Source organism: Lentzea sp. NPDC004782, assembly GCF_040609115.1.
Lineage (GTDB): Bacteria > Actinomycetota > Actinomycetes > Mycobacteriales > Pseudonocardiaceae > Lentzea.
In genome coordinates this window covers 1-26,504 of sequence record NZ_JBEXJN010000016.1, presented here as the reverse complement: position 1 = coordinate 26,504, position 26,504 = coordinate 1, and the positions used below count along the sequence as shown (strand labels likewise).

Genomic DNA, 26,504 nt, shown 5'->3' with positions numbered 1-26,504 from the left:
GCCGTGAGCCCCTCAGCAGCCGTGCGCGCCGCCGTGTCGTTGGCGGCCAGGCACGGCGTGACGTGTACGGATCCCGTCGTCCTGAAGAACGGCAGCAACGTCCTCGTGCACCTGCGCCCGGCCCCGGTCGTGGCCCGGATCGCCGCGCGCACGGCCCTGGTCCGCCCGTCCGTGAGCTCGCACTTCGCCCGCGACCTGGCCGTGTCGGCGTTCCTCGACGCGCGCGGCGTGCCAGTCGTCACGCCCTCCGCCGAACTGCCCGCCGGCCCTCACGTGGCCGACGGGTTCGTCTTGTCCTTCAGCACCCATGTCCCACACGACCCCGACCTCACGCTGACCCGCGCCGACGTCCTCGAGCTGCTGCCCGACCTGCACGCCGAGCTGCGCCGGTACGAGGGCCCGCTGCCCACCCGCGGCCCTCTCGACGACATCGACAACACGCTCGCCTACCTGGAACGCATTGGCGTCGACGACCTGGACCCGTTCCGTGAACGCCGCACGGAACTGATGGCCCGCTGGGACGCGCACTACCACGACGTCCAGCCCTTGCACGGCGACTCGCACCCCGGCAACCTGCTGATGACCGCCACCGGTCCGGTGTGGAACGACTTCGAGGACACCTGGCGCGGCCCGGTCGCCTGGGACCTGGCGTGCGCCGCAAAGACAGAGGCCGCCCAACGCACCGTGGAGATCTACGGCGGCGGGGCGGCCCCTGCGGACGTGGCGTTCCACGTCGAAACCCGCATGCTCTTCGGCACGCTGTGGGCTGAGCTGATCAAGAACTCCTAGGCGCGCCGCCTGCGCAGCACCAGGAGCACGGCCGCACCGGCGGCCAGGAGCGCCGAGCCGAGGCCGAGCAACCAGGCAGACCCGAACCCGGTGGACGCCAGCTCCCGCGAACCGGCGGCGGCGGCCGTCGAGGTGGTCACCGACGTGGCCGGGGTGGCCGCAGCGGACGAGGTCGTCGACGTCGCGGTGGTCGTGGTCGGCGGCTGCTCCTTCGTGGGAGGCGGCTGCTCGGTCGTCCCACCGCACGCGAACCAGTGGCTGATCTGCGCGGGCTTGCCGTTGGGGTTGAGCGGCGAGTGCAGGCCGGTCCACCCTCCGCTGAGCGCGTCCGCGAGGTAGACGTTGTACGCGTCCCCGCCCTTGACCACGACAGCGGTGATACCGGTGTGGTCCAGGACGTCGATGTAGGTGTTGCTGCCGTCGACGGACGCCTTGACGTCGGCCGACGCGATGGTCTTGCCGGGCAGCCCAGCGGCCTCACACGTGGTGACGTTCTTGTCGTGCACGGAGGCGCGGGAGTCACCGGACTCCAGGTCGCCACCGGCGTGGGCGGTGGCGTTGAGCGCGACCAGGGCGAACGACGTGGCGGCGAGGGCGGCGAGCGGTCTGGACAGGGCCATCTGTTCTCCAGGGGGATCGGCGGGATGCCGAGATCTAAGACCATCGACGTCGCCCTAACGGGTGAACGGCTGGTCTCAGGTACGCCCTGTGGCCCAGTTGTTATGCGGCCGTGAAGTTGAGTCCCGAACGACCGAACGCCGAAGGGGCCGGCGAACCGGCCCCTTCGGCGACACAAGCCGAGCGCTCGACTCAGTCGTTCTGCCCAGCATCAGCAGGTCGCAGGAAAACCGTGCCACCGTTCGGCATGCGCCGGAACCAGTCAACGGAGGTGACCGGCTGACCGATCACCGGGCCCGCCCCGGTAGGGAGAGGGGGAACGGAAACGCCGGCACCGCGGGGGGACTGTGACCGGCGAAGGGGCTGGTTCGGGGTGGTCATGATTCCTTCTCGACGACGGGAAGCCCGAGAAGGCACCAACAGACCGGGCATTTCCCTTTCCCGGATGCCTGCAGTGCGACCTCGGGCCGAAAGTGGTCATTCAGCGTGACGCACTGCCCCGGAACACGGCCTGTGCATGCGTCGAGGCAGAAGGTATCGAGCCCGACGAACCGCCGTGCAACTGGAGAGTCGACACGCATCCCAGCACTGCGGGATGCGTGAGTCTACATCGGACCACAACCCCTGCTCACCTGGGGATATACCGGTTTGTAACGCGCGGGGGTCAGGCAGGTGACGCCAGGCCACCCAACGGGGTGAGCGAGTACCACGCCGCTGTGGCTGCGCCCCGCGGCAGACCCATGTTCCGCTGGGCAGCACATATGCAGTACAAGCGTTACGGAAATACTTCCACGCATTCGCCCTGCCTATCGGAAAAATTTCTGCACAAGTCACCGAGGGTGGCTTGTTCTGCGGTTCTTCCACAGCCGACCGAGCGTGAGCAGCACTCCCAGCCAAGGCAGTCAGGACCCTACGTCCTTGCCGCTGTCATCACCGGACGTTGCTCAGGGCACGACGAACCAGGCGCCGGGAGAATCGGCCCCAAGTTTTCGCATGTGGACAGTGCCACCCTGCGGCATGCGCCTGAACCAGTCGACCGGTACGACCGGCCTTCCCGTCACCGGCCCCCTGCCCGGTGGCAGACGGGGCTGGACTCCGACGGCCGGCAAGGGCCGCGACTGAGGAAAAGGCTGGTTCAGGCTGGTCATCAGCGCCCTCTTGACGTGAAGTTCGTTCTCATGAGGCCCTCTCGACGATCAGGTTGGCGATGAGCGGACCGAGAGCGATCCGCAGGCGTGCCTCCGCAGTGGACGGATCGACCTGCCAGTCCGCGGCCGCCTTCGCGGCAACGGCATCGAAGGACTGCACCAGACCATCGTGGCCCAGGCGGTCCACGAGCCAGCCCGCCTCGACGCCGAGCCAGAAGACCTCAGGTGGCTGCCCCGCTCGAGCGACCACTACGCGTCCGGAAGCGGCACGCCGGAACCTGATCCCTGGAACCACGCGGAACCGGTCGCCTTCGCGGACCTCGGACGTGACCGAGGTGTCCACACCACTTCGATCCGGTGCTCCGCCGTCACCGCTCATCGCGTGCAACAACCAGCGCGCGTCCGCGCGAAGGTCGTGCTCGTGCTCGAGCAGCCAGCGACCGATTTCGTCAGCCCGTTCCCGCGCCTTCGGCAGCAAGGAGATCGGCCCGAGGTGTTGACCTTGGCAGACGGTGGAGAACTGGGCGAGGCAACTGTAGGCGTGCCACGCCGCGAAGGTCTGTTCCAGCGGCCACCGAGCGTGCGACCACGAATTCTCGAAGTACTCGACGTCCTCGGCGTAGACGTCGAGGAACTCACGCGTGATCGCCAGGTCGAAGAACTTCTCGTGCGCACCCTCGTGCACGAGAGCCTCCGCGACCTCCATCGGGGTGGAGGGCTCGTCGATCAGCACGATGCCCGGCACGTACCGCGACGACGCCGACACCACACCGCCGGACGTCTCCGCCCTGAGCACTGCGAGCATCGAGACGTGAGCGAGCAGGTCCACCGCCATCTCGGGCGCCAGCTGCCGAAACAGGCGGACGCCCTCGGTCACGATCGTGACCACGGCCTCGAACCGCGCCCCGTCCGCCTCCGTGAGCGGCCGCGGAGACGTGCCCGGCGGAGCGATGATCCGCAACGGCGCTTCGAGCAGGTCCGCGGCCTGCGGATCCGCCGCCAGGGCGACACCGGCATCCCGCACGCGCAGGCCGGCGGCCCGGTGCAGCAACGCGGGTTCCAGACCACCGTGCCCAGCCAGGGCCCTGCCGATCTCGTAGCGGACGATCGGATGATCGAGAAGGTTGTCCGACAACCCCGTGCCGGGTGCGAGCACATCGGCCGCGAGCCGGTAGAGCGTGCGCCGTTCGTCGACCAACACGACCGCAGGTGCGATCGCCGCATGCAATGCATGTGGGCTCGCAACAGGCGAACTCATCACTGAAAGACTCCGTACTCACGTCCCCCGACGCCATGGAGTCACGGCCCCATCGACAGCGGCGGAGCCCTGATGCGGCGCAACTCTACTGACCCCAGTGACCGGCGTTACAGCCCAACCCCCGAAATGCCGGTGCCCGGACCGCGAGCGGGAGAGCGGTCCGGGCACCGTTGTTACTGCTCATCTGCGGATTCGCATCAGCCGAAAATGATGCTGGTGACGTTCACGAAGCCGACGACGGCCAGCGCGACGACGGAGACAGCGACCATCGTGAGCACGGTGCGCCATCCGATCGCCGTGACGGCGACAGCTACGGCGGCGGCGATTCCGAGTGCACTCCCTGTGGACATCTCGTTCCCTCCCGACTAGGCGAGTACGGCTCCCAGGTGTGGGCGGTCCTGGGCGTCTCGCCTGGTAGAAGAATCTCGCGTTGTAGGTTGTCTGTCAACGGTCGCCAGGTTGCCAGACAAGTTGCAACCAGACTGCGATAGGCCTAGACTGAACCAATGCCCGTCGACGACGCACATCCCGGCGAGAGCTGGTCGCTCTCGCCCGATTCGCGACGCCCTCTCCCGGAGCTGATCGAGCAGAAACTCCGCGAGCAGATCATCGGCGGCACTCTCAAAGCCGGCGACCGCCTCCCCACCGAGCCGGAACTGGCCCGGAAACTGGATGTCGCGCGCTCCTCGCTGCGTACAGCCCTGCAGCGACTTCAGCTCCAGGGCATCGTCGAGGTGCGCCGCGGACTCGGCTGGTACGTGCGTCGCACCGACCTCGCCGCCGTCGAGGAGCATCTGGAGGGCAGGCTTGCGGCCAAGCAGTTCTCGCAGACGGATCTGCTGGAGGTGCGCATCGCGCTGGAGACCACGGCGGCGAGCCTCGCGGCCGTTCGCGCCGGCGACGGCGAGCTCGACGAACTGGCCAAGCTGAACCACCGTTACCAGCGGGCATCCGTCGAGGACGTGCAGGAGGTCATCGACTCCGACGAGGAGTTCCACTCGGCGGTGATCCGCGCCGGCCACAACGAACTGCTGGAACAGATGTACCTGGCACTCGTCCCCGGCCTGCAGGACTGCAAGCGTCACGCGCACCCGTCCCGCGAGGTGCACAACCGCTCGGCGAACGAGCACGAGCAGGTCATCTGGTTCTTGCGCAGGCACGACGAGGTGGGTGCGAAGAGCGCCATGACCACGCATCTGCTGGGTCTGTACAACGACCTCGCCACCGACGACGTGAAGCCACGAGCCACCCTGAGCACCTACGTCGGGGTGTCGGACAACCCGATCTGGAACAAGCCCCGCTGATGCGGCATTGACCGAAAGGGGCTGGCGCTGACCCCTCATCACTCCCACCATGTATGGACAACCGGTGGATTGAGGGGGCGGCGACCAGGTGGTGATGGCGCGCAGGCACAAACAAGCGCTGGCCGTCGCGATCCTGTTGTCGGCCGTCGCAGCCGTCGATCTGACCGTCGTGCTGCTCTGGCAACCCACTTCGCGAAGCGTGCTGCACGACGCGCTGGTGGTGCTCTGGCCGTTACCGGCATTGGGGGGTTTTCTTGTCGGCGTTTACGAACTGTTCCTGCACAAGCGCCTCGTCGCGGAACTGGGCCGGATCTCCGGACCGAGCATCGTCGAACACCTGCTGCCGTCCGAAGTGCTGCGCACGTTCCTCTCGTCCGTCTACGGCCCGAACGCCGCGAACGACGACGTGGTGGCAGGTGTCCTCGGCGGCGACGGCATGCGTCCGCGCGGCGACGACTTGACGATCAGCACCGGCACCACGGTCAAGCTCGAACTTCAGGGCATCGACACGAAGACGTACCACCTGATGACGACCCAGCGGTACCAGTTCCGCAACAGCGTCCCCGCCGACCGCTTCGTCATCTTCGCCACCTCCAACGCCACGCTGCGCGACACCATCAGCGCCGCCTGCCGCTACCCGTTGTTCGAGCTCTACTTCATCCCCGACTCGTCGCTGTTCCTCGACTCCGTCGACGACCTGCGCCACTCCACCCAGATCGCCATCGACTACCTCGACCACGAAGGCCAGCGCCGCTCGGCCGAACCGAGCCAGATCCCGCCGGTCGAGGTGAGGTTCGACCAGTGGAGCAACTACCTGACCTTCTTCCGCGAGTCCACGGGCCCGTTGGGCAAGCTCAGTCCTCTCGACCACATGAGCGACCTGCGGATCTTCGAGTGCGACCTCAACGGCATCGCCGACGACCACGTGGTGCGCGCGATCCGGGGACTCACCGTGTGGTCGCGCACCTTGCAGCGCACCAACGACGGTTTCTGCTACTGGCAGTCTCCCTATCCGTCCTTCGTGGACACCATCAGCTTCGACGCCACCGGCCTCGCCGTCGACCAGTCGCCCAGGCACGAGTTCCGCGTCATGCCCTTCACGTTCCGATCTGCGACGGCGTCCGCGCAGTGGCTGGAGGCCGGCGAGCTCCGCGACCTGGACGTGCGGTCGTGGTTGTTGCCGGGACACGGGGTGGCGCTGCTGTGGCGGGAAGCGATGAGCTAGTCAAACCACGACGGCACCCTGCCTGCACCACCCACCTGTCCAGCCGAAGCAGACGAGCACGTGTGACCGCATGGCATTTGATCAGTCGGTGGGCCGCACGTAGACCGTGCCGCCGCCGTTCGGCATGCGACGGAAGAACTCCACCGGGATTACCGGCTGCGACGGTTCGGGGAGCCGAGGAGCGGGAACGGGCTGAGCTGGATCGGCGGCCATCGCGGTCTCCCCTCGCCTGCGGTGACATTGGAGCGTATCCAAGGCCTCTGCCCGGCAGCGCCTTCCGAGAGGGTGAGCGTCGGACTGCAAGCGAACGCAAGAATTTGCGTACACTTGCGCCATGACGCAACGGAGGCTGGCCGAGGTCGCGGCCAAGGTCGGGGTCAGCGAGGCCACCGTCAGCCGGGTGCTGAACGGCAAGCCGGGCGTCTCGGACGCCACGCGCAGTGCCGTGCTCACCGCGCTTGACGTGCTGGGATACGAGCGGCCGACGCAGCTGCGGGGTGAGCGGGCACGGCTGGTGGGGCTGGTGTTGCCCGAGCTGCAGAACCCGATCTTCCCCGCGTTCGCGGACGTCGTGGGCAACGCGTTGGCGCAAAGGGGCTTCACGCCGGTTCTCTGCACCCGCACGGCAGGGGGCGTGACCGAGGCGGAGTACCTGGAACTGCTGCTGGAGCAGCACGTCAGCGGGATCGTGTTCGCGGGCGGGCTGTACGCGCAGAAGGACGCCAGTCACGGGCACTACCAGCAGATGATGTCGCGCAAGCTGCCTGCGGTGCTGGTCAACGCGGCCATCGACGACCTGGCGTTTCCGCGGGTGTCGTGTGATGACGCGGTGGCGGTCGAGCAGGCGTACGGACATCTGGTGTCGCTGGGGCACCGCAGGATCGGGGCGGTGCTGGGGCCGCCGGACCACGTTCCCAGTCAGCGCAAGCTGGAGGCCATCGGCCGGCAGGGCGGGGCGGAGGTCGAGCACGCCATGTTCTCGCTCGAAGGCGGCCAGGCGGCGGCGACCAAGCTCGTCCAGCGAGGTGTCACGGCGATCATCTGCGCGAGCGACCCGTTGGCGTTGGGGGCGATCAGGGCCGTGCGCAGGGCCGGGTTGGACGTGCCGAAGGACGTGTCGATCATCGGGTACGACGACTCGGCGTTCATGACCTGCACGGATCCGCCTCTCACCACGGTCCGGCAGCCGATCGAGGCGATGGGGCGGGCCGCGGTCGAGCTGCTGGCCAACCAGATCTCCGGCAACGCGGTGGCGCCGGACGAGCTGCTGTTCGAGCCGGAACTGGTGGTGAGGGCCTCCACAGCACCCGCTCGGTAGTAGTCGGCTTCTTGCGAGTTTTCGTCTAGATATTGCGTTCAGATGTAACGACGACTTATGGTCGCCGTCACATCGACGCGCTCGCGAGAAGGGCGGCCCCACCATGAAGAAGTCCGCTGCCGTGCTGCTGGGCTGTGTCCTGGTCGCCGGCTGTGGGAGCGGTTCCACGAACGAGGCGGGCGGCAAGGTCGTCGTCAACATCAACGGCCAGCCGCCGCAGACGCAGGCGTTCGACCGCAAGGTCTTCGACGAGGACGTGGCGGAGTTCGAGAAGGAACACCCGGACATCGACCTCGTGCCGCACGAGGGGTTCATGGACCCGAAGACGTTCTCCGCGAAGCTCGCGGGCGGGCAGCTGGAGGACGTCTTCTACGTCTACTTCACCGATCCGGCGGCGCTCATCGCCAGGAAACAGGCCGCCGACCTCACCGGCTACGTCAAGGACGTCAAGTACTACGGCGACCTCAAGCAGGAGCTCAAGGACGTCTTCACGGTCGACGGCAAGGTCTACGGGCTGCCCACGGCCAACTACACGATGGGGCTGCTCTACAGTCGCACGAACTTCGCCAAGGCCGGGCTGGACCCCGACCGGCCGCCGAAGACGTGGGACGAGGTCCGGGCCGCCGCCAGGAAGCTCAAGGACGCCGGCGTCACCGGCTTCGCCGAGTACAGCAAGAGCAACCAGGGCGGCTGGCACTTCACCACGTGGATGAAGTCCGTCGGCGGTGACATCGCGCGCAAGGACGGCAGCACCTTCAAAGCCGACTTCAACAACGACAAGGGCAGGGAAGTCCTGCGGCGCCTCAGGGAGATGCGCTGGGACGACGGCTCCATGGGCGAGAAGCAGCTCCTGGAGATCGGCGACGTGCAGAACATGATGGGCGCCGGGCAGCTCGGCATGTACCTCGCCGCACCGGACAACGTCGCCGCGATCGTCAACCAGTTCAACGGCAAGTACGAGGACTACGGGCTGGCCGCGATTCCCGGGCAGAAGGGCACGTTGCTCGGCGGCGAGGGGTACATGATCAACCCCAAGGCCACGCCGGAGAAGATCAAGGCCGGGCTGCAGTGGATCCAGTGGAAGTACCTGAACCCCGACCGGCTCGAGACGAACCTGCAGAAGTACAAGGACCGCGGGCAGCCCGTCGGCCTGCCGATCCCGCCGATCGCCGACATCTGGACCGGTGAGCCGCGCAAGAAGCAGGAAGAGCTCAAGGGCAAGTACGCCACCATGCCGGTGCGGAACTTCCAGGCCTATGTGGACGGTTCGGAGCAGACCAGGGGCACGCTCGAACCGCCGCAGGCGCAACAGGTCTACGCGATCCTGGACAGCGTCGTGCAGGCCGTGCTGACGAACGAGGACGCTGACCACGCGGCGTTGCTCAAGGACGCCGAGACGAAGGTCAACGCCGTGCTGGCGCAGGTGAAGTGAGTGCGGCGCCACGTCACCGCGTACGGCTTTCTGAGTGCCGCGCTGGTCGTCTTCGCGGTGTTCTCCTGGTGGCCGGTCGTGCGCGGAGTGGTCCTGAGCTTCCAGCAGGTCAACTTCGTCACGAACCCCGACTGGGTGGGCTGGGAGAACTTCGAGCGGCTCTTCGCGGACCCGTTGTTCGTGGTGGCGTGGCGCAACACGGCGTACTTCACGGTCCTGGCGCTGCTCATCGGGTTCGGTGTCCCGTTCATCACCGCCGTGGTGCTCAACGAGCTGCGGCACGCCAAGGGCTACTTCCGGTTGCTGGTCTACCTGCCGGTGATGCTGCCGCCGGTGGTCACGGCCCTGCTGTGGAAGTGGTTCTACGACCCGGGACCGGGGTTGTTCAACTCCGTCCTCAGAGGACTCGGACTTCCGGCGCTGCAGTGGCTCGACTCCAGCAGCACCAGCATGATCAGCCTGGTCCTGGTGATCACGTGGGCGAACATGGGCTCGGCCACGCTGATCTACCTGGCCGCGCTGCAGACCATCCCGGGTGAGCTGTACGAGGCCGCGGAGCTGGACGGTGCCGGCATCGGGAAGAAGATCTGGCACGTCACGATCCCGCAGACCAAGTTCGTGATCCTCATGCTGTTGCTGCTGCAGGTCGTGGCGACCATGCAGATCTTCACCGAGCCGTTCGTCATGACCGGCGGCGGGCCGGAGGAGTCGACGGTCACCGTGCTGCTCCTGCTCTACCGGTACGCCTTCTACTACAACGACTTCGGCACCGCGAGCGCGCTGAGCCTCATCCTGTTCGCGGTGCTGGGCGTCTTCTCCTTCCTCTACCTCAGGATCACCCGGAAGGCCGACGCATGAGGACGCTGACGAGACCGGGCAGCAAGGCCTACTGGGTCGTTCTCGCCCTCACGCTGATCGTGTTCACCGCGGCGTTCCTGCTGCCGCTGGTCTGGGTGCTGCTCGGCGCGTTCAAACCACCGGCGGAGCTCGCACAGCAGCCACCGACGATCCTGCCGCGAACGTGGGAACCCGGCGCGTACGTCAACGCGTGGAACTACATGGACCTCGGCCGGTTCTTCCTCAACACGTTCGTCGTCGCGATCGGCGCGTGGGCGGTGCAGATGGCCGTGATCGTGCCCGCGGCCTACGCCCTCTCCAAGCTGAGGCCGTGGGGAGGCAACGTGGTCATGGGCCTGATGCTGGCCACGCTGATGCTGCCCTCGACGGCGGTGCTGGTGCCGGTGTACCTCACGCTCACCGACCTCGGCCTGCTCGACAACCCGGCGGGCATCTGGTTGCCGGCCGCGGCCAACGCGCTGAACGTCTACCTGCTCAAGCGGTTCTTCGACCAGATCCCCGAGGAGCTGCTGGAGGCGGCCAGGATCGACGGAGCGGGCACGTGGACGACGCTGGTCCGGATCGTGCTGCCGATCTCACGGCCCGTTCTCGCCGTCGTCTCGATCTTCGCGGTCGTGGCGGCGTGGAAGGACTTCATCTGGCCGCTGCTCGTGTTTCCAGACCCGGCGAAGCAGACGCTCAGCGTGGCGCTGCAGCGCTTCGCCCCCGACACCCCGATCAACCTCCTGCTCGCGGGCCTCGTGCTGGCGAGCCTGCCGATGGTCGCGCTGTTCCTCGCGTTCCAGCGGCACATCCTCGCGGGGCTCACCGCGGGCGGCGTGAAAGGCTGAAAGGACACCCGATGAGTTGGTGGCGCAACGCATCCATCTACCAGGTCTACCTGCGCAGCTTCGCGGACGGCAACGGCGACGGCATCGGTGACCTGGCCGGTCTCCGCGCCAGGCTCCAGCACATCGCGAGCCTCGGTTTCGACGCCATCTGGCTCAACCCGTGGTACCCGAGCCCGCTCGCCGACGGCGGCTACGACGTGGCGGACTACCGCGACATCGAGCCCGTGTTCGGATCCCTCGCGGACGCCGAGAAGCTCATCGCGGACGCGCACGGGCTCGGCATCCGGGTCATCATCGACCTCGTCCCCAACCACTGCAGCGACCAGCACCCGTGGTTCAAGAACGGCTTGTGGGACCGCTTCCACATCCGCGACACCGAAGAGCTCCCCAACGACTGGAAGTCGCGGTTCGGCGGCCCCGCGTGGAGCAGGCTGCCGGACGGCCGCTGGTACCTGCACCTCTACGCCGCCGAGCAGCCGGACTTCAACTGGGAGAACCCGGCCGTCGAGGAGGAGTTCGAGGACATCCTGCGGTTCTGGCTCGACCGCGGCGTCGACGGCTTCCGCATCGACGTGGCGGACGGCCTGGTCAAGGACTTCTCGAAACCCGACGCCGACCAGCCCTACTCCGACCAGGACGGTGTCCACGAGATCTACCGGAAGTGGCGCAAGATCGTCGACGAGTACGACGGCGACCGGATCCTGGTCGGCGAGATGTGGCTGCCCGACCCGGTCCGGTTCGCCAGGTACCTGCGCCCCGACGAGATGCACTCAGCGTTCAACTTCGACTTCCTGTGCTGTCCCTGGAACGCGCAGGAGCTCAAAACCGTCGTCGACAACACTCTCGCCGCGCACGAGCCCGTTGGCGCACCACCGACCTGGGTGCTGTCCAATCACGATGTCACCAGGCACGTGACGCGCTACGGCCGCGAGAAGACCGGTTTCTCGTTCGCGGATCGGCAGCACGGCGCCCCGACCGACTTCGAGCTCGGCACGCGCCGGGCCCGCGCGGCGATCATGCTCACCGCCGCGCTGCCCGGTGGCGTGTACGTCTACCAGGGCGAGGAGCTGGGACTCTGGGAGGTCGAGGACCTGCCGGACGAGCTGCGCGAGGACCCGGTGTGGCACCGCTCGGGCTTCACCGACCGCGGCCGCGACGGCTGCCGCGTGCCGCTCCCCTGGGTGGACGACGACGGCCCCAGCTGGCTCCCGCAACCGGCCAACTGGCAGGACTTCTCGGTGGCGGCCCAGACCGGTGACCCCGGCTCGATGCTCAGCCTGTACCGCCAGGTGTTCGCGCAACGGCGTGTGATCGACGGCGACCTGGAGTGGCTCGACCTGGGCGAGAACGTGCTGGCGTTCCGCCGGAACACCCACACCACGGTCGTCAACCTGTCCGGCGCACCGATCGACCTGCCGGGTACGCCGACGTTGACGAGCATCCCGCTGGAGAACGGCCGCCTGCCGCACGACGCCGCCGCCTGGCTCTCCTGATCAAACGATGAAGGGCTCCTTCATCCCGGTCGAGTTCGCCGCGCACCGTGCGGGCGGGCCTCGCCAGGCGCGTGGTGACGTGGATGAAGGCGCCCTTCATCCACACCAGGTGGAGCAAGGAGCCCTTCATCACTTTCAGCGGGTCGCGTACGGGGAGTCGTCCACCTTGGCGGACTCGGTGGGGAGGTTCTTGACCACGCCGATCGCGGTGGTGTTCACGGCACCGGTCGCGATGTTCTCGAACATCTCGGTGAACGGGCCGGACGCCTTCGGCATGACGCCCTTCAGCACGTCCTTGACCTTGTCGAGGGTCTTGAAGATCGTGTCGATGACCTTGGACAGGCCGCGGATCGTCTTGATGATCTTGTCCAGCCAGTCCGAGACCTTCTTGGCCCACTTCATGACCAGCCGGATGCCGTCGGCGATGATGCCCGGCGTCGCGAGACCGACGGTCAGCAGCTCGGCGGCCGCCCACCTGATCAACGCCTGCACCAGCTCGGACATGGCCATCGAGATCAGGTCGCGCACGATCGTGCGCACCGTGGCCACGGCGACACCGGCACCGACCAGTGCGGCGCCGACGCCTTCCGCCGCGATGCCCGCGGCCTTCACGCCCTGCGCTTCGAGCTTCGCCACCGGCGTGTAGGCGGAGATCGCGGCGCCCCGCCACTGCGAGGTGTCGGCGTCGACCACGCGCGCCATCTCCTCGCCCGCCTTCTTCAGGTGGTCGGCGACGTTGCCCCAGGTGGCGGCGTTCTGGTTGATCACACCGGGGTTGCCGGCCAGCGAGTCCAGCATCGACTTCAACGGCTCGACGTGCTCGATGAACCACGCGAACGCCGACGACAGCAGCGTGCCGAACGGGTCGGTGAGGAAGCCCAGCGCGTCGATGCCCGCGCCGAGGACGTTGATGCCCGCCTCCGCCCAGTCACCGCGCTGGACTGCGGCCACGGCGTCCGACGCGGGCTCGATCAGGTTGATGCCGGCGAGCGGGCCGGGAGCGTCGGGGGCCTTGGCCACCAACGGGTTCGGTGCGGTCACGAGGTCAGCTCCCCCAGCTTCTCGATGATCTTCTTGAGGTTGCCCTCGACGGCCTTGTCGGCGGCGTCGTAGACGTCGGCCATGCCGTTGACACCGTCCACAGTGGCGCCGACGACGGCGTGCGACGCGCCGATGGCGGCGACACCGGCCGCCTCGACCGTGCCCATGATCGGCTCCAGCAACGGGGTGCAGAGGATGCCGTACGCGTTGGCGCCGTTGATCTGCGCCTGCCCGATGGCCTGCTGCGCGGTCTCGATCTGCTTCACGATGCCGTCCAGCCGCTTGGCGTGCTCGCGCATCGCCTGCGTGTGGACGTTGAACCCTGCCGAAGTCATGATCACCAGCCCTTGTCGTCACGGGCGAAGTTGTGCCCGCCGAAGTCGTCGTCATCGGAGGGACCGGAAGGACGCCGGTCAGCGGGCTGCTCGGGCGGCGGCTCCGGGAACCGCTCCTGGTAGCCGCCCATCAACGCGTCCATGGTCGCGGAGTCACCGCCGATGATCGGCGCCATGACCTCCTGCATGCGAGACGCGATCTGCGCCTGGGCCGTGCGCATCGCACCGAGGATTTCGGACGACAGCTGCTCGGGTCGTTTCCGCAACGCCGCGTCGGTCAGGTCCAGTGCCGAGACGATGCCGTTCTGGTCGACGGTGACGGACACCGAGCCGTCGGAGGAACGCTGCGTCACCTGGACGGCGTTCGCGACCTGCTTCATCTCGTCGGCCTGCCGGAGCTTGGCCTGGATCTGCTCGTTCCACTGACGCATCAACGCGTCGGGATCAGCTGCTGCCGGGTTCATCTACTCCCTCTCCTGTGCTTTCCTGCGACGGGAGACGACGCTCCCGAGCACGGCCAGCGCCCCGATGCCGCCGACCCCCATCCCGCCGAGCAACGAGCCGATGCCGAGCACGACGCTCGGTTCGAAGTCCGCCCGGTAGACCGGCGGGTTCCCCGACCCGTTGCGGACCTTCGTCTCACCCCGTTGCACCACCGGCACTTCCCGGTCGGACGGGGTGAGCTGGCCCGCTTCGGCCGTCACCCTCGTCCGCCGCCCGCTCTCCCACTCCACATCGGCCTGGCACGTCCACCAGGTGCCGAAGCCGTGGATGCTCACCGGGCCGCTGCGCGTGCAGCCGACGACCTCGGCCACGCCGCGGTCCGCGACCGCCTTGGCCGCCGGCGCGAACGTCGTGAAACCGGTCAGCCCCAGCAACACACCGCATCCCAGGATCACCGGAGCGACCAGGCCCGCGAGCCACCTCATGCCTCTCGTCCCCTCCTCGGTCCTCGTTGGACTGTGCCGCGCGCCGCCCGGTTCCACCGAATTCAGCAGCCATCTGGAGGCCATCCGGGCACACCGGCGGGGCGGTTCGGGCGTGCCCAGTCTGCTCGACCTGCGTGAACGACCCGTCACGCAGGGCAAACCGGGCAGAAATCGGGCAGTATCTCAATTAGTTGTGGTGGCGACCACAGAGTTACAAGGGTGTTTCATCTATGCACGGCCCGAACGGGCAAACAGATAGCCGAGTGGGCAGGTGACATGCGAGCCGAGGAACGCAAGCGGCGCATCCTGGCCAGGGCCCGCGCCGAGGGCCGCGTCGACGTGGTGGAGATGGCGCAGGAGCTGAACGTCGCGCCCGAGACCGTTCGGCGCGACCTGCGCGTGCTCGACGAGCACGGCCTGGTGCGGCGCACGCACGGCGGCGGGATCCCGGTGGAGAGCGCCGGTTTCGAGACCGGGCTGAGGTTCCGCGCCGGGTCGCACGTGCCGGAGAAGCGGCGCATCGCGAAGGCCGCCGCCGAACGGCTCGACGACGCCGAGACCGTGTTCATCGACGAGGGCTACACACCGCAGCTCGTGGCGGAGGCGTTGCCCACGACCAACCCGCTCACGATCATCACCGCGTCGCTGCCGACCGCCGCGGCGATGTCCGAGCTCCCGTCCTGCACGGTCCTGTTGCTGGGTGGCAGGGTACGCGGCCACACACTGGCCACTGTGGACCACTGGGTCACCAGGATGCTCGGCGAGATGGTGATCGACCTCGCCTACATCGGCGCCAACGGCATCTCCCGCGAGCACGGCCTGACCACACCCGACCCGGCGGTCGGCGCGGTGAAGGCCAAGGCGCTCAGCTCGTCCCGGCGAAAGGTCTTCGTCGGGGTGCACACGAAGTTCGGCGTGTCGAGCTTCCACCGGTTCGCCGAGGTCTCCGACCTGGAGGCGATCATCACCGACTCCGGCCTCTCCGCACACGAGGCCCACCGCTACACCCTCCTCGGCCCGAAGGTCATCAGAGCCTGATCCCCACCTCCACGGGCTCCTGAGCTGTCTTCAGCGCGCCCGGAAAACGCCGGAAAGGAAACGACGATGTCGTCGATCCGCACACTCGGGGCCGCCACCGCCGTGTTGCTGCTAGCGTCCGCCTGCGCGGGCGCTGGAGGTGGCGGGGGCAGCGGCTCCGACTCGGTGAACGTGCTGATGGTCAACAACCCGCAGATGCTCGACCTGCAGAAGCTGACCGCGGACAACTTCACCAAGGACACCGGCATCAAGGTGAACTTCACCGTGCTGCCGGAGAACGACGTCCGCGACAAGATCAGCCAGGACTTCTCCAGCCAGGCCGGGCAGTACGACGTCGCCACGATCTCCAACTACGAGACGCCGATGTACGCCAAGAACGGCTGGCTGGCGCCGATGGACGACTTCGTGGCCAAGGACAGCGCGTTCGACCAGGCCGACATCCTCCCGCCGATCAAGCAGTCGCTGACCGCCGCGGACGGCAAGGTGTACGCGCAGCCGTTCTACGGCGAGTCGTCATTCCTCATGTACCGCAAGGACATCTTCGAGGCCAAGGGCGTCACGCTGCCGGAGAGGCCCACGTGGCAGCAGGTCGCCGACGCCGCCGCGAAGGTCGCCACGCCGGAGGTCCGGGGCATCTGCCTGCGCGGCCAGCCCGGCTGGGGCCAGGTCATGGCGCCGCTCACGACGGTCGTGAACACCTTCGGCGGCACCTGGTTCACCAAGGACTGGCAGGCGCAGCTCACCGCGCCGGAGTTCAAGGAAGCCACCAAGTTCTACGTCGACCTCGTCCGCAACCACGGTGAGGCGGGCGCGCCGCAGGCCGGTTTCGCCGAGTGCCTCAACAACATGACGCAGGGCAAGGTCGCGATGTGGTACGACGCCACGGTCGCCGCCGGTCTGCTCGAAGCCAACGACTCGCCGGTCAAGGGCAAGCTCGGCTTCACCCAGGCGCCGGTCGTGAAGACCGGCAGCTCGGGATGGCTCTACACCTGGGCGTTCGGCATCCAGAAGGCGTCGAAGAAGCAGGACGCCGCGTGGAAGTTCATCTCGTGGGCGTCCGGCAAGGGTTACGAGGAGCTCGTCGGCAAGAACCTCGGCTGGTCGAAGGTCCCGGACGGCAAGCGTTCCTCGACCTACCAGCGCGCCGAGTACAAGCAGTCGTCCGGCACGTTCTCCGCGCAGGCCGAAGCGGCGATCAAGGGCGCGAAGCCGCTCGACCCCGGTGTGCAGCCGCGGCCGGCGCCGGGCATCCAGTTCGTCGGCATCCCCGAGTTCACCGACCTCGGCACGCAGGTGTCGCAGCAGATCAGCTCGGCGATCGCGGGCGCGATCTCGGTGGACGACGCGCTGAACAACGGCCAGGGGCTCGCGGAGAAGGTCGCCGCGAAGTACAAGGGGCAGTGAGATGGCCGTCCTGACGCGTGCGGAGCGGTCGGTCGTGGACCGGCCGCCTCCCGTCCCCCGCAAGGCGCCGAAGCGCTGGGCGACGCGGGCGCCGCTGCTGCCCGCGCTCATCTTCCTGGTCATCGTGACGCAGCTGCCGTTCGTGGCGACGCTGGTCATCTCGTTCCTGAAGTGGAACTCGCTCGATCCCACCAACCGCGGGTTCGCGGGGTTCGACAACTACGTCAACGTGTTCACCGACCCGAAGCTGCGATCGTCCATTGTGAACACGATCGTGCTCACCGCGTCGGTGGTGCTGATCAGCCTGGTACTCGGCCTCGGGCTGGCGTTGTTGCTGGACAAGAAGTTCCGCGGCCGCGGGTTCGTGCGGACGATGCTGATCGCGCCGTTCCTCGTCGTGCCGGTCGCGGCGGCGCTGATCTGGAAGCACGTGCTCTACAACCCGGAGTACGGCCTGTTCAACGGCATCCTGAACTGGCTCGGCCTCTCCGCGCAGCCGGACTGGATCAGCTCGATGCCGATGACCGCCGTTGTGCTGTCGCTGGTGTGGCAGTGGACGCCGTTCATGATGCTGATCCTGCTGGCGGGCCTGCAGTCCAAGCCGATCGAACCCGTCGAGGCGGCCAGGATCGACGGCGCGTCGCCGTTGCAGATCTTCCGGTACCTGACGTTCCCTCACCTGCGGCAGTACCTGGAGCTCGGCGCACTGCTCGGCTCGATCTACATCGTGCAGAACTTCGACGCGGTCTTCACGATCACGTCCGGCGGGCTGGGCACGGCGAACCTGCCGTACATGATCTACCAGACCTTCTACCAGGCCCACGAGTACGGCGAGGCGTCCGCGGCCGGTGTGATCGTGGTCGCCGGGTCGATCGTCATCGCGACGTTCGCGCTGCGCGTGGTGTCCTCGCTGTTCAAGGAGGAGACGCGATGAGTCGCGCGTGGGGTGTGCTCGCCTGGTTCGCGGGACTGGTGTTCTTCGCGCCGGTGGCGTGGATGTTCCTGACCTCGCTGCACAGCGAGACGGACGCGGCCACGAACCCGCCGTCCGTCGCGGCACCGCTGACCCTCAACGGGTACGCGGAGTTCTTCGACGGCGGCGCGTGGCCACCTCTGATCAACTCGTTCAGCGCTTCCATCGGGTCCACGGTCATCGTGCTGCTGCTGGCGATCCCCGCGGCCTACGCGTTGTCGATCAAGCCGGTCGAGAAGTGGACCGACGTGCTGTTCTTCTTCCTGTCCACCAAGATGATGCCGGTCGTGGCGGCGCTGCTGCCGATCTACCTGATCGCGCAGTTCTCCGGGATGCTCGACAACATCTCGTTCCTGACCTTGCTGTACTGCTCGATGAACCTGCCGATCGCGGTGTGGCTCATGCGCTCGTTCCTGTCCGAGGTGCCGCGCGAGATCCTCGAAGCGGCGTCGATCGACGGCGCCGGACTCGTCACGATCCTGCGCCGGGTGGTGGCACCGATCGCGATGCCCGGCATCGCCGCGACGGCGTTGATCTGCTTCATCTTCAGCTGGAACGAGCTGCTCTTCGCACGGGTGCTGACCGGTGTCGTCGCCGGTACCGCGCCGGTGTACCTGACCGGGTTCGTCACCTCCCAGGGCCTGTTCCTGGCCAAGGTGTGCGCGGCAGCGGTCGTGGTTTCTCTGCCGGTGCTCGTCGCCGGGTTCGCCGCCCAGGACAAGCTGGTCCAGGGCCTGTCGTTGGGAGCGGTCAAGTGAAAGCAGCGGTCATCACCGGCGTCGGGTCCGTCGAAGTGACCACTGTGGACGATCCGGTCTGCGGTCCGCGCGAGGTGGTCGTCGACGTGGCGGCCTGCGGGATCTGCGGCACGGACCTGCACATCCTGCAGGGCGAGTTCGCGCCGACGTTGCCGGTCGTGCCGGGCCACGAGTTCGCGGGCACGGTCGTGGAGATCGGGTCGCAGGTGAACGAGGTGAGGGTCGGCGACCGCGTGGCCGTCGACCCGTCGCTGTACTGCCACGAGTGCCGGATGTGCCGTTCCGGCAAGAGCAACCTGTGCGAGCGCTGGGCGGCCATCGGCGTCACCACGGCCGGTGGCGCGGCGGAGTTCGCGGTGGCCCCGGTGGCGAACTGCGTGAAGCTGCCCGACCACGTGCGGACCGAGGACGCGGCGCTGATCGAACCGCTGTCGTGCGCGGTGCGCGGGTACGACGTGCTGCGTGCGGCCATGGCCTCGCGGGTGCTGATCTACGGCTCGGGCACCATGGGCCTGATGATGTTGCAGCTCGGCAAGCTGACCGGGGCGTCGTCGATCGAGGTCGTCGACCTGAACCCGAACCGGCTGGAGACGGCGGTCAAGCTCGGCGTCACGGCCGTCGCGGGGTCGGCCGACGAGCTCGACCGGCCGGAGGGCTGGGACGTCGTCATCGACGCCACCGGCAACGAGAAGGCGATCCAGGACGGGCTCGGCCGGGTCGCGAAGGGCGGCACGTTCCTGCAGTTCGGCGTCTCCGACTACTCGGCGCGCGTGACCATCGAGCCGTACCGCATCTACAACCAGGAGATCACCATCACCGGCTCGATGGCGGTGCTGCACTCGTTCGAACGGGCGGCGGACCTCTTCGCGAACGGAGTGCTCGACCCGGAGGTCTTCATCAGCGACCGCGTGCCACTGGACGACTACGCCGGGGCGTTGGACCAGTTCAAGGCTGGCAGGGGACGCAAGATCCAGGTGCTGCCGTGAGGTAGTCCGGAACGATCGTGGGCACTCGTGTATCCAGGCGGGTGCCCACGACTCCTTCCAGACATGTCGAAGTCCGGGCAGACAGTAGTACCGCCGCACTTCTCGCTCATGTCCGACGAAGAGCTCCTCGCCTGGTACGCGGAGCTTCAGGCGCGCGCGATCAACCCGCCGCCTGGGGACGTCGATTTCACCCACACCCACCCGGCCGCCCCGCCGATGACCGCGGACGAGCTGCGCCAGCGGATCATGACGTTCCAGGGCTGGTCAGGGGACACGACCCTCGACGAGGGTTCTCCGTTCCACAACCTGTGGCACTGGCTCAGCGACTGACCCGCGGCGAGGTAGGCCTCGCTCGGGTCATTGGCGCGTTGGTGGCCGCGTGTGTGCTCTTCGCCGTCGTGCACACAGCGGTCACCGGCGTGGTTTCGCACCCGCGGAACTGGCTGGTCGCGTTCGCCTGCACCCTGCTCGGGGTGCGGGTGATCGGCCACGTCCGCAGGTCGTCCGTCGGGTGGTTGTTGCTGGTCATGGGCGCGTTCGGCGCGGTCGCCGTCGCCGTTGCCGGGTGGCCGGACGATCATCCGGCGACGTGGGTCGAGGCATGGGTCTGGTGGCCCACCTACGCGTTGTTGCCGACCGTGGGTCTGGTTTTTCCCAACGGCAAACCGTTGTCGAACCGGTGGTGGATCGCCATCGGTGTGTCGGGGTTCAGCGCGGTCGCCGGCACGGTCGGGATCGCATGGGCGTCGTGGGGTGACCCCGACGGCTTCTGGCAGATGCGCGGGGGCGGCCCCGCCAAGACGATCACGCTGGTCGCCGTGCTCGCCACCGGGGTCGCGGTGATCGCGGCCGTGGTGTCGCTGGTCCTGCGGTGGCGGCGGGCGGAAGGCGACGAACGACGGGTGCTCGTGTGGGCGGTCGCGTTTCTGGGGCTCGCGGTCGTGGCGACCGTTGTCGAGACCACGGACGGACACGTCGCATGGCTCGTTGGTGTGCTTGCCTTTCCTGCTGCTGCGGTCATCGCGATCGTGCGGTACGGGCTTTACGACATCAGCCTGCTGATCCACCGGTCGTTGCTCTACGGCTCGTTGACCGTGGTGCTGCTGCTGGTCTACCTCGGCGTGATGGTCGGGGCCGGTGAGCTGTTCGCGAAGGACGCCGAGGTCATCGGGGTGGTCGCGGCGGGGCTGGTGTTCGCGCCGATCCGCAGCTGGGTGCAGCGCAGGCTCGACCGGTGGCTGTTCGGTCAGCGCTCCGACCCCTATGTCGCTTTGTCGACATTGAGCGAGAAGCTCGAACGGTCGCAGGACGTGCTGCCGACCGTGGCCGCCACGGTGGCCGAGTCGTTGAAGCTGCCGTACGTGGCGATTCGCGGCGGTTCGGTGCTGGCCGAACACGGACGCAGCCGCGGGTGGCCGCAGCTGCGCTTTCCCATGACGTATCGAGGAACGCAGGTCGGTGACCTCGTCGTCGAACCGCGAGCGCCGGACGAGCGGTTGAGCGACCGCGAGCTCTCGCTGCTCGTCGACCTCGCCCGGTCCACCGCCCCGGCCGCGCAGTCGATCAAGCTGACCGCCGATCTGCAGCTCGCGCGTGAACGGTTGGTGCGGGCGCGAGAAGAGGAACGGCTGCGGCTGCGGCGCGACCTGCACGACGGCGTCGGACCGGCGCTGGTCGGGATTCGCTTGCAGCTCAAGGCTTTGCGCCGGTCCGTGGGCGACGCACTGGACCCGGTCCTGGCTGACGTCGACTCGACCGCCGGTGAGGTGCGGAGGCTCGTGGACGGGCTGCGGCCACCGATCCTCGACCAGGGGCTGGCGCTGGCGGTGCGCGACGAGGCCGCGCGGTTCAACGGCGAGCTGACGGTGCGCGTCGAGGCGGAGGAGATCGACGGGCTGTCGGCGGCCGTGGAGGTCGCGGCCTACCGGATCGTCGCGGAGGCGTTGACCAACACCGCGCGCCACTCCGGCGCCTCGACGTGCGTGATCTCCGTGCGGACAGACGGCGACCTCGTGGTGGAGGTCGTCGACGACGGAAGCGGGGTCGCCGCCGACGCGCGACCGGGCGTCGGGCTCGGTTCCATGCGCGAACGCTGTGCCGAACTGGGTGGATCGTGCACAGTGGGACCCGCGGACCCACACGGCACTCGGGTGGTGGCGCGGATCCCGTTGGAGGCCCAATGACGCGGGTTGTGATCGCGGACGACCACCCGGTGTTCCGGCGCGGCCTGAAGGCGTTGCTGGACGGCGAGGACGGGCTTTCCGTGGTCGGCGAGGCGGCGGACGGGCTGACGGCGGTGTCCGTGGTGCTCGACCTGGAGCCGGACGTCGTCGTGATGGACCTGCACATGCCGGGCCTCGGGGGCGTCGAGGCGGCCAAGCGGATCCTGGAGACGTTGCCGTCGTTGGGCGTCCTCGTGCTGACGATGCACGAGGACGACGAGCTGGTGTTCGCGGCGATGAAAGTCGGCGCGCGCGGCTATCTGGTCAAGACGACCGACGACGACGAGATCGTGCGCGCTGTGCAGGCCATCGGCGCGGGCGAGGCGATCTTCAGCGCCACCATCGCGCAACGGATGATGGGCTACTTCACCGCGATCTCGTCGTCCAAGGCGGTGCTGTTCCCGCAGCTCACCGACCGCGAACGGGACGTGCTGGAGCTGATGGCCTCCGGGCTGGACAACCCGTCGATCGCCCACAAGCTGTCGCTGTCCGGCAAGACCGTGCGCAACCGGGTGTCCGCGATCTTCACCAAGCTGCAGGTCGCCGACCGCGCCCAGGCCATCGTGCGCGCCCGCGAGGCGGGACTCGGAAGTCCCTCGTAAGTCGGGACAACGGTCACCTGACAGCGGGACTGGTCCCTGGATTGGATCGGCGACATCCGCCGAAGGGGGCCAGAACCGCATGGACATCACCTGGGACATCGCACACGCGCGACTCAGCCACGAACGAATGCTGCACATCGCTCGTGCGCTCATCTCGATGCGACCGGAGACCGTGACGCTGGGTGGAGGGGAACCCCTCGGCGTGCCGGGCCTGTTCGAGATCGTCGAGCTGTTCCGCGGCGCCGGGGTCGACGTCGTGCTGCGCACCTCGGGCAAGTCACTGCACCCGTCGATGGTCCGCACGCTGTTGGTGTCGTGCGCGCGCATCGAGGTGTGCGCGATGGCGTTCACCCACGCCCTGCACGCGTTGCACCTGCTCGACATCGGCGCCGCCAAGCTGGACCGGCACGCGACGTTCGGGCTGGACGCCACCGGCATCCGGCGCGGCTTCGACCGGCTTGAGGACTTCTGCGCCACCACCGCGTTCGACCTGCCCCGCCTGGGCTTCATCGCGTTCAGCGAGACGATCGGGCCGGACCACGCGCAGTACCTGCAGTCGCTCGCGCCTCAGACCGTGCGGGTGACGGTGGAGACCGTGAACACCTCGGTGGTCAGAGCGAGTTGAGCAGGCCGCGCCAGGCAGCCGTGGAGAACGCGAGCACGTCACCGTCGTGGAAAGATCCAGGACATGCGACTGCCCGTTCCGGTCGTTCGTGCCGATGCCGTCGAGCACTACGCTGAGCTGCTCAGCAGCGAAGCGTTGCCGTCAGAGGCACTGTGCCTCACTGCGGTTCGCGGCCTGACCATCGACGAAGCACTGGCTCGCTTCGACGCCTCACCACAGACGCGGACGACCACGCTCGCCGATGCCGGGCAGGCCTCCGTCAACGCCTTTCCCGACGAACTGTTTCTCGTCGTCGCCGGCGAGCGCGACGGGTGGGTGTTCCTGGCCGAGCACAACGGCTTCCACGGATCACTGCCCGAGGTCCTCGCCAGGCTTTCCAGCGGCACCGTGGCCGCAACGGTCTACTGGAACGTCAACTTCAACAACACGATCGCCCTCGCACGAGACGGTCAGATTCTCGGCGAAATGGACTTCGTCGGAGGTGACGAACCGACAGCAGACCTCGCTACTTACCTGGAAGACTTGGACTTCGATGACGCTGACTTCATGTGCGCCGCGGCAATCGCGTTCGTCGAGCGAGTGACTGGAGTCCGGCTCGACGCCAACTGGGCAACAGCCCCGCACCAGACCGCTGTGATCACACAGCCGGCGAGGTTCGAAGATCCCGATCCTGCAGGCTGGCTCGTGGTGAACGCCCGGGAGGTCTTTGATCTGTTCCGCAGCGCTGAAACGTCGGTCCTGCGCGAGATTGCCACCATGGCAGCCAGCCGAGCCTGTGCGGCCGCGGGTATTGACGATCCGGACATCGCACGCGACCTGTCAACTGACGTAGACGGGCTGTCCGCCGCAGCCCTGCTGCAGCGGCGCGAACAACTCACCGATCGCCTCCGCGAGTCACACTTTCGAGCCTTGAACCTGCGCTGGGACCGGTGCACACCGCCAGACCCACAAGCTGACCGCGTGACGCGGCTCCAGGCCGACGTTGCTCGCCGACACGCGGACACCACCGCTGAACAAATGCTTGTCGCCCGCGCTCACGCACTGGCAGCGGTACGCGCGTGTCTGTCCAAGGACGCGATCACGTCCGCCGCACAGGCACTGATCAACGCCTGTCAGGCCGATCGCGCGCACTGGTCCGACCTGCGCGAGCAAGCCGCAACCCTGCTGTCGGAGGCACGCTGATCAGAGCGAGTTGAGCAGGGCGCGCCAGGCAGCCGTGGAGAACGCGAGTACGTCACCGCTCGCGTTCTTCGTGTCGCGAACCAGGGCGTCCTGGGCGAGCGAGACCTCGACGCAGCTACCACCGCCGTCGCCGTTGCTGTAGGTGCTCTTACGCCAGGTCCGTTCCGCGGTCATGAGGGTCCTCTCGAAGTCCGCTGACGTACTCCGCCAGCTTGCGCTTCGATTGTTCCGCATCAAGGGCGACGGCTTCCAGCCGCTGGAAGAGCCTCCTGGTCCGCGCGACGGCGACGCTGTCCTGCGCATACACGTTGGCCGTGTCGGTCTCGGTGTACACGACCGGAGCCGCCTTGCCGAATTCGTAGAGCGTGCAGGCGGACCGGAGAGTGCTGACGCTCGCGGGCACGATCCGGAGGATGTGGGTGTCGAAGAGGAGACGCAGGTACTGGTCCTCCCAGAGCTGTGCGTCACCGAATGGCATCCGCAGAGCCAGTTCGTGCAGATAGAACAGGCATTCCGGGCGGTTGGGCCGCCTCATGATCGTTTGCCGCTGCATGCGCGCCTGTACGAACTTCTCGATCTCGTCAGGTGCTTCGATGTGGGAGTCGACGAACAGCTCGTAGGCGTACCGCTCCGTCTGCATGAGGCCGTGCACGGTCATGATGTCGTAGGAGACGATCTTTGTCGCCATCGCCTCGGTCATCGTGAGCGTGCGCAGCTTGTCCGGCACCTGAGCGAAGAACAGGTCGAAGGCGTTGTAGTAGCGGCTGCGGAACTCGTTCACGAAGTCGATGTTCTTGCCGCAGGTCGCCAGGTACTGAACCAGATCGATCTCGCTCGCCCGCACCTTGCCGAGCTCGATGTCGGACACCTTGCTCGGGTCCCAGCCGAGCTGGACGGCCATCGCGCGGCCGTTGAACGAGGTGCAGGACTCCCTCAGGCGGCGCAGCTCATCGCCGAGATCCCGGCTGTACGGCGTGGAAATGATCGCGGTCATGCCCCTCGACGTTAGGGCTTGGTTTCAATCCATGGAACGGGCTCATTCGGGTGAAAAAGAGCTAGAAAATGCCGCCGCGAACAGCGAAAACGTCCTCGATATGCGCCATCGCGCCGATAGCGAGCCGCAGCAGCACGCGTGCCTTACGGGGACATAGCCAGCCGGCCATCACGGCACCGCGCTCGATCAGATCCGACTCGGACCCGGTGAAGCCGTAGGTGTTGCGGAACGTCGTACCGGCGCCCGTCCGCGTCGCCACCACGATCGGGAACTGGGCCCGCGAGATCGCCTCGGCCATGCCTGCCGAGACGTGCCCGACGCCCGTGGCGGCCACCACCGCGCCCTTGACGTTGAGCCAGTCGAGGATCGCGCCGTCATCGTCCAAAGTGGCCTCGATGAGCGGGACAACCGGCACCTCCTGCGGTCGCGACAGGGCCGGGAGCTGGTGTGCGGGGTGGAAGTACTGCGGGGCGCCTTCGACGACGAGCCCGAGCGGTCCGGGAAACGATGCGAAGGCGTTCGGCAGGCTGCTGTGGGACTTGCGGACCCAGCGGGCGGCGTGGATCTCGTCGTTCAGCACGAGCAGCGCGCCGCGGCCGCGCGAGTTGCCCGCGTTCGCGGTGGCGACGGCGGCGGCGAGGTTCGCGGGACCGTCGGGGCCGGGCAGGCCGGGGTGGCGCATCGCGCCGGTGACGACGACCGGTTCCTCGTGCGGCCACAGGCAGTCGAAGAAGTAGGCGGTCTCTTCGAGGGTGTCGGTGCCCTGGATGATCACGACGCCTCGCGCGCCCCTGGAGACCTGCTTGTCGGCCCAGTCGAAGGCTTCCAGCAGCGTGGTGAACGTCAGCGAGGCGCCCGGGATGGTGGCCAGGGTGGCGATCTCGCCGACTTCCAGGCCCGCGACCAGGTCTTTCGCGCCGAGTGTCGGTGACACCGCGCCGGAGCCCGTCATCGTGATCGTGCCGCCGAGCGATGCCACCGCCACCTGTGAGCTCATGCGACTCACTCTAGGGTCACGCTGCCGCGTTCGAGGTCGATGAAGGGCGCCTTCATCCACCCCACGGGGGGGTGTGGGGCCGAGCGGGGACCAACAAGGGGGGGTGAGAAGGCCCCCACCGGGGCCAGGGAAGTGGGGGGCGAGG

Annotated in this window: 29 protein-coding genes; 18 read left to right on the top strand and 11 right to left on the bottom strand. The window is 67.7% G+C overall.

What is annotated here, in order from left to right; translation table 11 throughout:
• Positions 1-3 precede the first annotated feature (3 nt).
• A complete protein-coding gene (locus tag ABZV40_RS17030) occupies positions 4-789 on the top strand; it encodes an aminoglycoside phosphotransferase family protein (RefSeq protein WP_355441639.1) in 786 nt (261 codons plus the stop codon).
• On the opposite strand, the gene ABZV40_RS17025 is transcribed toward ABZV40_RS17030, so the two are convergent.
• The 3 genes from ABZV40_RS17025 to ABZV40_RS17015 form a co-directional block, all read right to left on the bottom strand.
• Positions 786-1,409, bottom strand: a complete 624-nt coding sequence (locus ABZV40_RS17025; protein WP_355441637.1) for an LPXTG cell wall anchor domain-containing protein — start codon at positions 1,407-1,409, stop codon at positions 786-788. The genes ABZV40_RS17030 and ABZV40_RS17025 overlap by 4 nt on opposite strands.
• A 1,174-nt stretch (positions 1,410-2,583) precedes the next feature.
• Positions 2,584-3,756: an HEXXH motif-containing putative peptide modification protein gene (locus ABZV40_RS17020; RefSeq protein ID WP_355441634.1), complete on the bottom strand. Its 1,173-nt coding sequence runs from the start codon at positions 3,754-3,756 to the stop codon at positions 2,584-2,586.
• 254 nt (positions 3,757-4,010) lie between these two features.
• The gene (locus tag ABZV40_RS17015; RefSeq protein WP_355441631.1) at positions 4,011-4,163 is read right to left on the bottom strand and encodes a hypothetical protein; all 153 of its coding nucleotides are present in this window, start codon (positions 4,161-4,163) and stop codon (positions 4,011-4,013) included.
• Positions 4,164-4,319: 156 nt separating this feature from the next.
• On the opposite strand from ABZV40_RS17015, the gene ABZV40_RS17010 reads away from it, so the two are divergent.
• Together ABZV40_RS17010 and ABZV40_RS17005 are read left to right on the top strand one after the other, a co-directional pair.
• Positions 4,320-5,117: an FCD domain-containing protein gene (locus ABZV40_RS17010; RefSeq protein ID WP_355441628.1), complete on the top strand. Its 798-nt coding sequence runs from the start codon at positions 4,320-4,322 to the stop codon at positions 5,115-5,117.
• Positions 5,118-5,211: 94 nt separating this feature from the next.
• Positions 5,212-6,342 (top strand): hypothetical protein, encoded by a 1,131-nt coding sequence (locus tag ABZV40_RS17005; RefSeq protein ID WP_355441625.1) that lies wholly within the window; start codon positions 5,212-5,214, stop codon positions 6,340-6,342.
• A gap of 81 nt (positions 6,343-6,423) precedes the next feature.
• On the opposite strand, the gene ABZV40_RS17000 is transcribed toward ABZV40_RS17005, so the two are convergent.
• The gene (locus ABZV40_RS17000) at positions 6,424-6,555 is read right to left on the bottom strand and encodes a hypothetical protein (RefSeq protein ID WP_355441622.1); all 132 of its coding nucleotides are present in this window, start codon (positions 6,553-6,555) and stop codon (positions 6,424-6,426) included.
• A gap of 121 nt (positions 6,556-6,676) precedes the next feature.
• On the opposite strand from ABZV40_RS17000, the gene ABZV40_RS16995 reads away from it, so the two are divergent.
• The 5 genes from ABZV40_RS16995 to ABZV40_RS16975 all read left to right on the top strand — a co-directional run bounded on the left by ABZV40_RS16995 (position 6,677) and on the right by ABZV40_RS16975 (position 12,273).
• On the top strand, positions 6,677-7,660 hold the full coding sequence (locus ABZV40_RS16995; protein WP_355441619.1) for a LacI family DNA-binding transcriptional regulator: 984 nt from the start codon (positions 6,677-6,679) through the stop codon (positions 7,658-7,660).
• A gap of 103 nt (positions 7,661-7,763) precedes the next feature.
• The gene (locus tag ABZV40_RS16990; protein ID WP_355441616.1) at positions 7,764-9,092 is read left to right on the top strand and encodes an extracellular solute-binding protein; all 1,329 of its coding nucleotides are present in this window, start codon (positions 7,764-7,766) and stop codon (positions 9,090-9,092) included.
• Entirely contained in the window at positions 9,093-9,950 is an 858-nt protein-coding gene (locus tag ABZV40_RS16985; protein WP_355441613.1) for a sugar ABC transporter permease, read from the top strand.
• Positions 9,947-10,780, top strand: a complete 834-nt coding sequence (locus ABZV40_RS16980) for a carbohydrate ABC transporter permease (protein ID WP_355441611.1) — start codon at positions 9,947-9,949, stop codon at positions 10,778-10,780. The genes ABZV40_RS16985 and ABZV40_RS16980 overlap by 4 nt, the downstream gene beginning before the upstream one ends.
• Before the next feature lie 11 nt (positions 10,781-10,791).
• Entirely contained in the window at positions 10,792-12,273 is a 1,482-nt protein-coding gene (locus tag ABZV40_RS16975; RefSeq protein ID WP_355441608.1) for a glycoside hydrolase family 13 protein, read from the top strand.
• 135 nt (positions 12,274-12,408) lie between these two features.
• Here ABZV40_RS16975 and ABZV40_RS16970 read toward each other — a convergent pair whose 3' ends face one another.
• The 4 genes from ABZV40_RS16970 to ABZV40_RS16955 are packed head-to-tail and all read right to left on the bottom strand — an operon-like array spanning position 12,409 to position 14,578.
• Positions 12,409-13,314 carry a hypothetical protein gene (locus ABZV40_RS16970; protein ID WP_355441605.1) on the bottom strand — a complete coding sequence of 302 codons (906 nt, stop codon included), beginning with the start codon at positions 13,312-13,314 and terminating at the stop codon, positions 12,409-12,411.
• Positions 13,311-13,649, bottom strand: coding sequence for a type VII secretion target (locus tag ABZV40_RS16965; RefSeq protein ID WP_355441602.1), 339 nt, complete (start codon positions 13,647-13,649; stop codon positions 13,311-13,313). The genes ABZV40_RS16970 and ABZV40_RS16965 overlap by 4 nt, the downstream gene beginning before the upstream one ends.
• Before the next feature lie 2 nt (positions 13,650-13,651).
• On the bottom strand, positions 13,652-14,113 hold the full coding sequence (locus ABZV40_RS16960; RefSeq protein WP_355441599.1) for a YbaB/EbfC family nucleoid-associated protein: 462 nt from the start codon (positions 14,111-14,113) through the stop codon (positions 13,652-13,654).
• On the bottom strand, positions 14,114-14,578 hold the full coding sequence (locus ABZV40_RS16955) for a DUF6346 domain-containing protein (RefSeq protein ID WP_355441597.1): 465 nt from the start codon (positions 14,576-14,578) through the stop codon (positions 14,114-14,116).
• A gap of 276 nt (positions 14,579-14,854) precedes the next feature.
• Between ABZV40_RS16955 and ABZV40_RS16950 the strand changes: the two genes are divergently transcribed.
• From ABZV40_RS16950 to ABZV40_RS16905, 10 genes are all read left to right on the top strand, one after another.
• Positions 14,855-15,616, top strand: coding sequence for a DeoR/GlpR family DNA-binding transcription regulator (locus tag ABZV40_RS16950; RefSeq protein ID WP_355441594.1), 762 nt, complete (start codon positions 14,855-14,857; stop codon positions 15,614-15,616).
• 66 nt (positions 15,617-15,682) lie between these two features.
• The gene (locus ABZV40_RS16945; RefSeq protein ID WP_355441591.1) at positions 15,683-17,020 is read left to right on the top strand and encodes a sugar ABC transporter substrate-binding protein; all 1,338 of its coding nucleotides are present in this window, start codon (positions 15,683-15,685) and stop codon (positions 17,018-17,020) included.
• Between the two features lies 1 nt (position 17,021).
• Positions 17,022-17,954, top strand: coding sequence for a sugar ABC transporter permease (locus ABZV40_RS16940; RefSeq protein WP_355441588.1), 933 nt, complete (start codon positions 17,022-17,024; stop codon positions 17,952-17,954).
• Positions 17,951-18,751 carry a carbohydrate ABC transporter permease gene (locus ABZV40_RS16935; RefSeq protein ID WP_355441585.1) on the top strand — a complete coding sequence of 267 codons (801 nt, stop codon included), beginning with the start codon at positions 17,951-17,953 and terminating at the stop codon, positions 18,749-18,751. Before ABZV40_RS16940 ends, ABZV40_RS16935 begins: the two co-directional genes overlap by 4 nt.
• Positions 18,748-19,737: a zinc-dependent alcohol dehydrogenase family protein gene (locus tag ABZV40_RS16930; RefSeq protein WP_355441583.1), complete on the top strand. Its 990-nt coding sequence runs from the start codon at positions 18,748-18,750 to the stop codon at positions 19,735-19,737. The genes ABZV40_RS16935 and ABZV40_RS16930 overlap by 4 nt, the downstream gene beginning before the upstream one ends.
• A 63-nt stretch (positions 19,738-19,800) precedes the next feature.
• Positions 19,801-20,067 (top strand): hypothetical protein, encoded by a 267-nt coding sequence (locus ABZV40_RS16925; protein ID WP_355441581.1) that lies wholly within the window; start codon positions 19,801-19,803, stop codon positions 20,065-20,067.
• A gap of 53 nt (positions 20,068-20,120) precedes the next feature.
• A complete protein-coding gene (locus ABZV40_RS16920; protein WP_355441579.1) occupies positions 20,121-21,920 on the top strand; it encodes an ATP-binding protein in 1,800 nt (599 codons plus the stop codon).
• Complete coding sequence (locus tag ABZV40_RS16915) at positions 21,917-22,561, top strand: response regulator transcription factor (RefSeq protein WP_355441576.1); 645 nt, start codon at positions 21,917-21,919, stop codon at positions 22,559-22,561. The genes ABZV40_RS16920 and ABZV40_RS16915 overlap by 4 nt, the downstream gene beginning before the upstream one ends.
• Positions 22,562-22,640: 79 nt before the next feature.
• The gene (locus tag ABZV40_RS16910) at positions 22,641-23,186 is read left to right on the top strand and encodes a radical SAM protein (protein ID WP_355441573.1); all 546 of its coding nucleotides are present in this window, start codon (positions 22,641-22,643) and stop codon (positions 23,184-23,186) included.
• A 63-nt stretch (positions 23,187-23,249) separates the two neighbouring features.
• Positions 23,250-24,368 (top strand): DUF6461 domain-containing protein, encoded by a 1,119-nt coding sequence (locus ABZV40_RS16905; protein WP_355441570.1) that lies wholly within the window; start codon positions 23,250-23,252, stop codon positions 24,366-24,368.
• Here ABZV40_RS16905 and ABZV40_RS16900 read toward each other — a convergent pair whose 3' ends face one another.
• The 3 genes from ABZV40_RS16900 to ABZV40_RS16890 form a co-directional block, all read right to left on the bottom strand.
• Positions 24,369-24,542 carry a DUF397 domain-containing protein gene (locus ABZV40_RS16900; RefSeq protein ID WP_355441567.1) on the bottom strand — a complete coding sequence of 58 codons (174 nt, stop codon included), beginning with the start codon at positions 24,540-24,542 and terminating at the stop codon, positions 24,369-24,371.
• Positions 24,517-25,362: a helix-turn-helix transcriptional regulator gene (locus ABZV40_RS16895; protein WP_355441564.1), complete on the bottom strand. Its 846-nt coding sequence runs from the start codon at positions 25,360-25,362 to the stop codon at positions 24,517-24,519. The genes ABZV40_RS16900 and ABZV40_RS16895 overlap by 26 nt, the downstream gene beginning before the upstream one ends.
• 61 nt (positions 25,363-25,423) lie before the next feature.
• Positions 25,424-26,359, bottom strand: a complete 936-nt coding sequence (locus tag ABZV40_RS16890) for an asparaginase (RefSeq protein ID WP_355441561.1) — start codon at positions 26,357-26,359, stop codon at positions 25,424-25,426.
• Positions 26,360-26,504: the final 145 nt, after the last annotated feature.

Excerpts from the sequence above, each read along its gene's own strand:
- ABZV40_RS16950 (WP_355441594.1), top strand. The coding sequence starts at position 14,855 with ATGCGAGCCGAGGAACGCAAGCGGCGCATCCTGGCCAGGGCCCGCGCC.
- ABZV40_RS16910 (WP_355441573.1), top strand. The coding sequence starts at position 22,641 with ATGGACATCACCTGGGACATCGCACACGCGCGACTCAGCCACGAACGA.
- ABZV40_RS16895 (WP_355441564.1), bottom strand. The coding sequence starts at position 25,362 with ATGACCGCGATCATTTCCACGCCGTACAGCCGGGATCTCGGCGATGAG.
- ABZV40_RS16900 (WP_355441567.1), bottom strand. The coding sequence starts at position 24,542 with ATGACCGCGGAACGGACCTGGCGTAAGAGCACCTACAGCAACGGCGAC.
- ABZV40_RS17005 (WP_355441625.1), top strand. The coding sequence starts at position 5,212 with ATGGCGCGCAGGCACAAACAAGCGCTGGCCGTCGCGATCCTGTTGTCG.
- ABZV40_RS16915 (WP_355441576.1), top strand. The coding sequence starts at position 21,917 with ATGACGCGGGTTGTGATCGCGGACGACCACCCGGTGTTCCGGCGCGGC.
- ABZV40_RS16960 (WP_355441599.1), bottom strand. The coding sequence starts at position 14,113 with ATGAACCCGGCAGCAGCTGATCCCGACGCGTTGATGCGTCAGTGGAAC.
- ABZV40_RS16890 (WP_355441561.1), bottom strand. The coding sequence starts at position 26,359 with ATGAGCTCACAGGTGGCGGTGGCATCGCTCGGCGGCACGATCACGATG.
- ABZV40_RS16905 (WP_355441570.1), top strand. The coding sequence starts at position 23,250 with ATGCGACTGCCCGTTCCGGTCGTTCGTGCCGATGCCGTCGAGCACTAC.
- ABZV40_RS16990 (WP_355441616.1), top strand. The coding sequence starts at position 7,764 with ATGAAGAAGTCCGCTGCCGTGCTGCTGGGCTGTGTCCTGGTCGCCGGC.
- ABZV40_RS16995 (WP_355441619.1), top strand. The coding sequence starts at position 6,677 with ATGACGCAACGGAGGCTGGCCGAGGTCGCGGCCAAGGTCGGGGTCAGC.
- ABZV40_RS16980 (WP_355441611.1), top strand. The coding sequence starts at position 9,947 with ATGAGGACGCTGACGAGACCGGGCAGCAAGGCCTACTGGGTCGTTCTC.
- ABZV40_RS16975 (WP_355441608.1), top strand. The coding sequence starts at position 10,792 with ATGAGTTGGTGGCGCAACGCATCCATCTACCAGGTCTACCTGCGCAGC.
- ABZV40_RS16940 (WP_355441588.1), top strand. The coding sequence starts at position 17,022 with ATGGCCGTCCTGACGCGTGCGGAGCGGTCGGTCGTGGACCGGCCGCCT.
- ABZV40_RS16965 (WP_355441602.1), bottom strand. The coding sequence starts at position 13,649 with ATGACTTCGGCAGGGTTCAACGTCCACACGCAGGCGATGCGCGAGCAC.
- ABZV40_RS16945 (WP_355441591.1), top strand. The coding sequence starts at position 15,683 with ATGTCGTCGATCCGCACACTCGGGGCCGCCACCGCCGTGTTGCTGCTA.
- ABZV40_RS16935 (WP_355441585.1), top strand. The coding sequence starts at position 17,951 with ATGAGTCGCGCGTGGGGTGTGCTCGCCTGGTTCGCGGGACTGGTGTTC.
- ABZV40_RS17010 (WP_355441628.1), top strand. The coding sequence starts at position 4,320 with ATGCCCGTCGACGACGCACATCCCGGCGAGAGCTGGTCGCTCTCGCCC.
- ABZV40_RS16925 (WP_355441581.1), top strand. The coding sequence starts at position 19,801 with ATGTCGAAGTCCGGGCAGACAGTAGTACCGCCGCACTTCTCGCTCATG.
- ABZV40_RS17025 (WP_355441637.1), bottom strand. The coding sequence starts at position 1,409 with ATGGCCCTGTCCAGACCGCTCGCCGCCCTCGCCGCCACGTCGTTCGCC.
- ABZV40_RS16955 (WP_355441597.1), bottom strand. The coding sequence starts at position 14,578 with ATGAGGTGGCTCGCGGGCCTGGTCGCTCCGGTGATCCTGGGATGCGGT.
- ABZV40_RS17015 (WP_355441631.1), bottom strand. The coding sequence starts at position 4,163 with ATGTCCACAGGGAGTGCACTCGGAATCGCCGCCGCCGTAGCTGTCGCC.
- ABZV40_RS17000 (WP_355441622.1), bottom strand. The coding sequence starts at position 6,555 with ATGGCCGCCGATCCAGCTCAGCCCGTTCCCGCTCCTCGGCTCCCCGAA.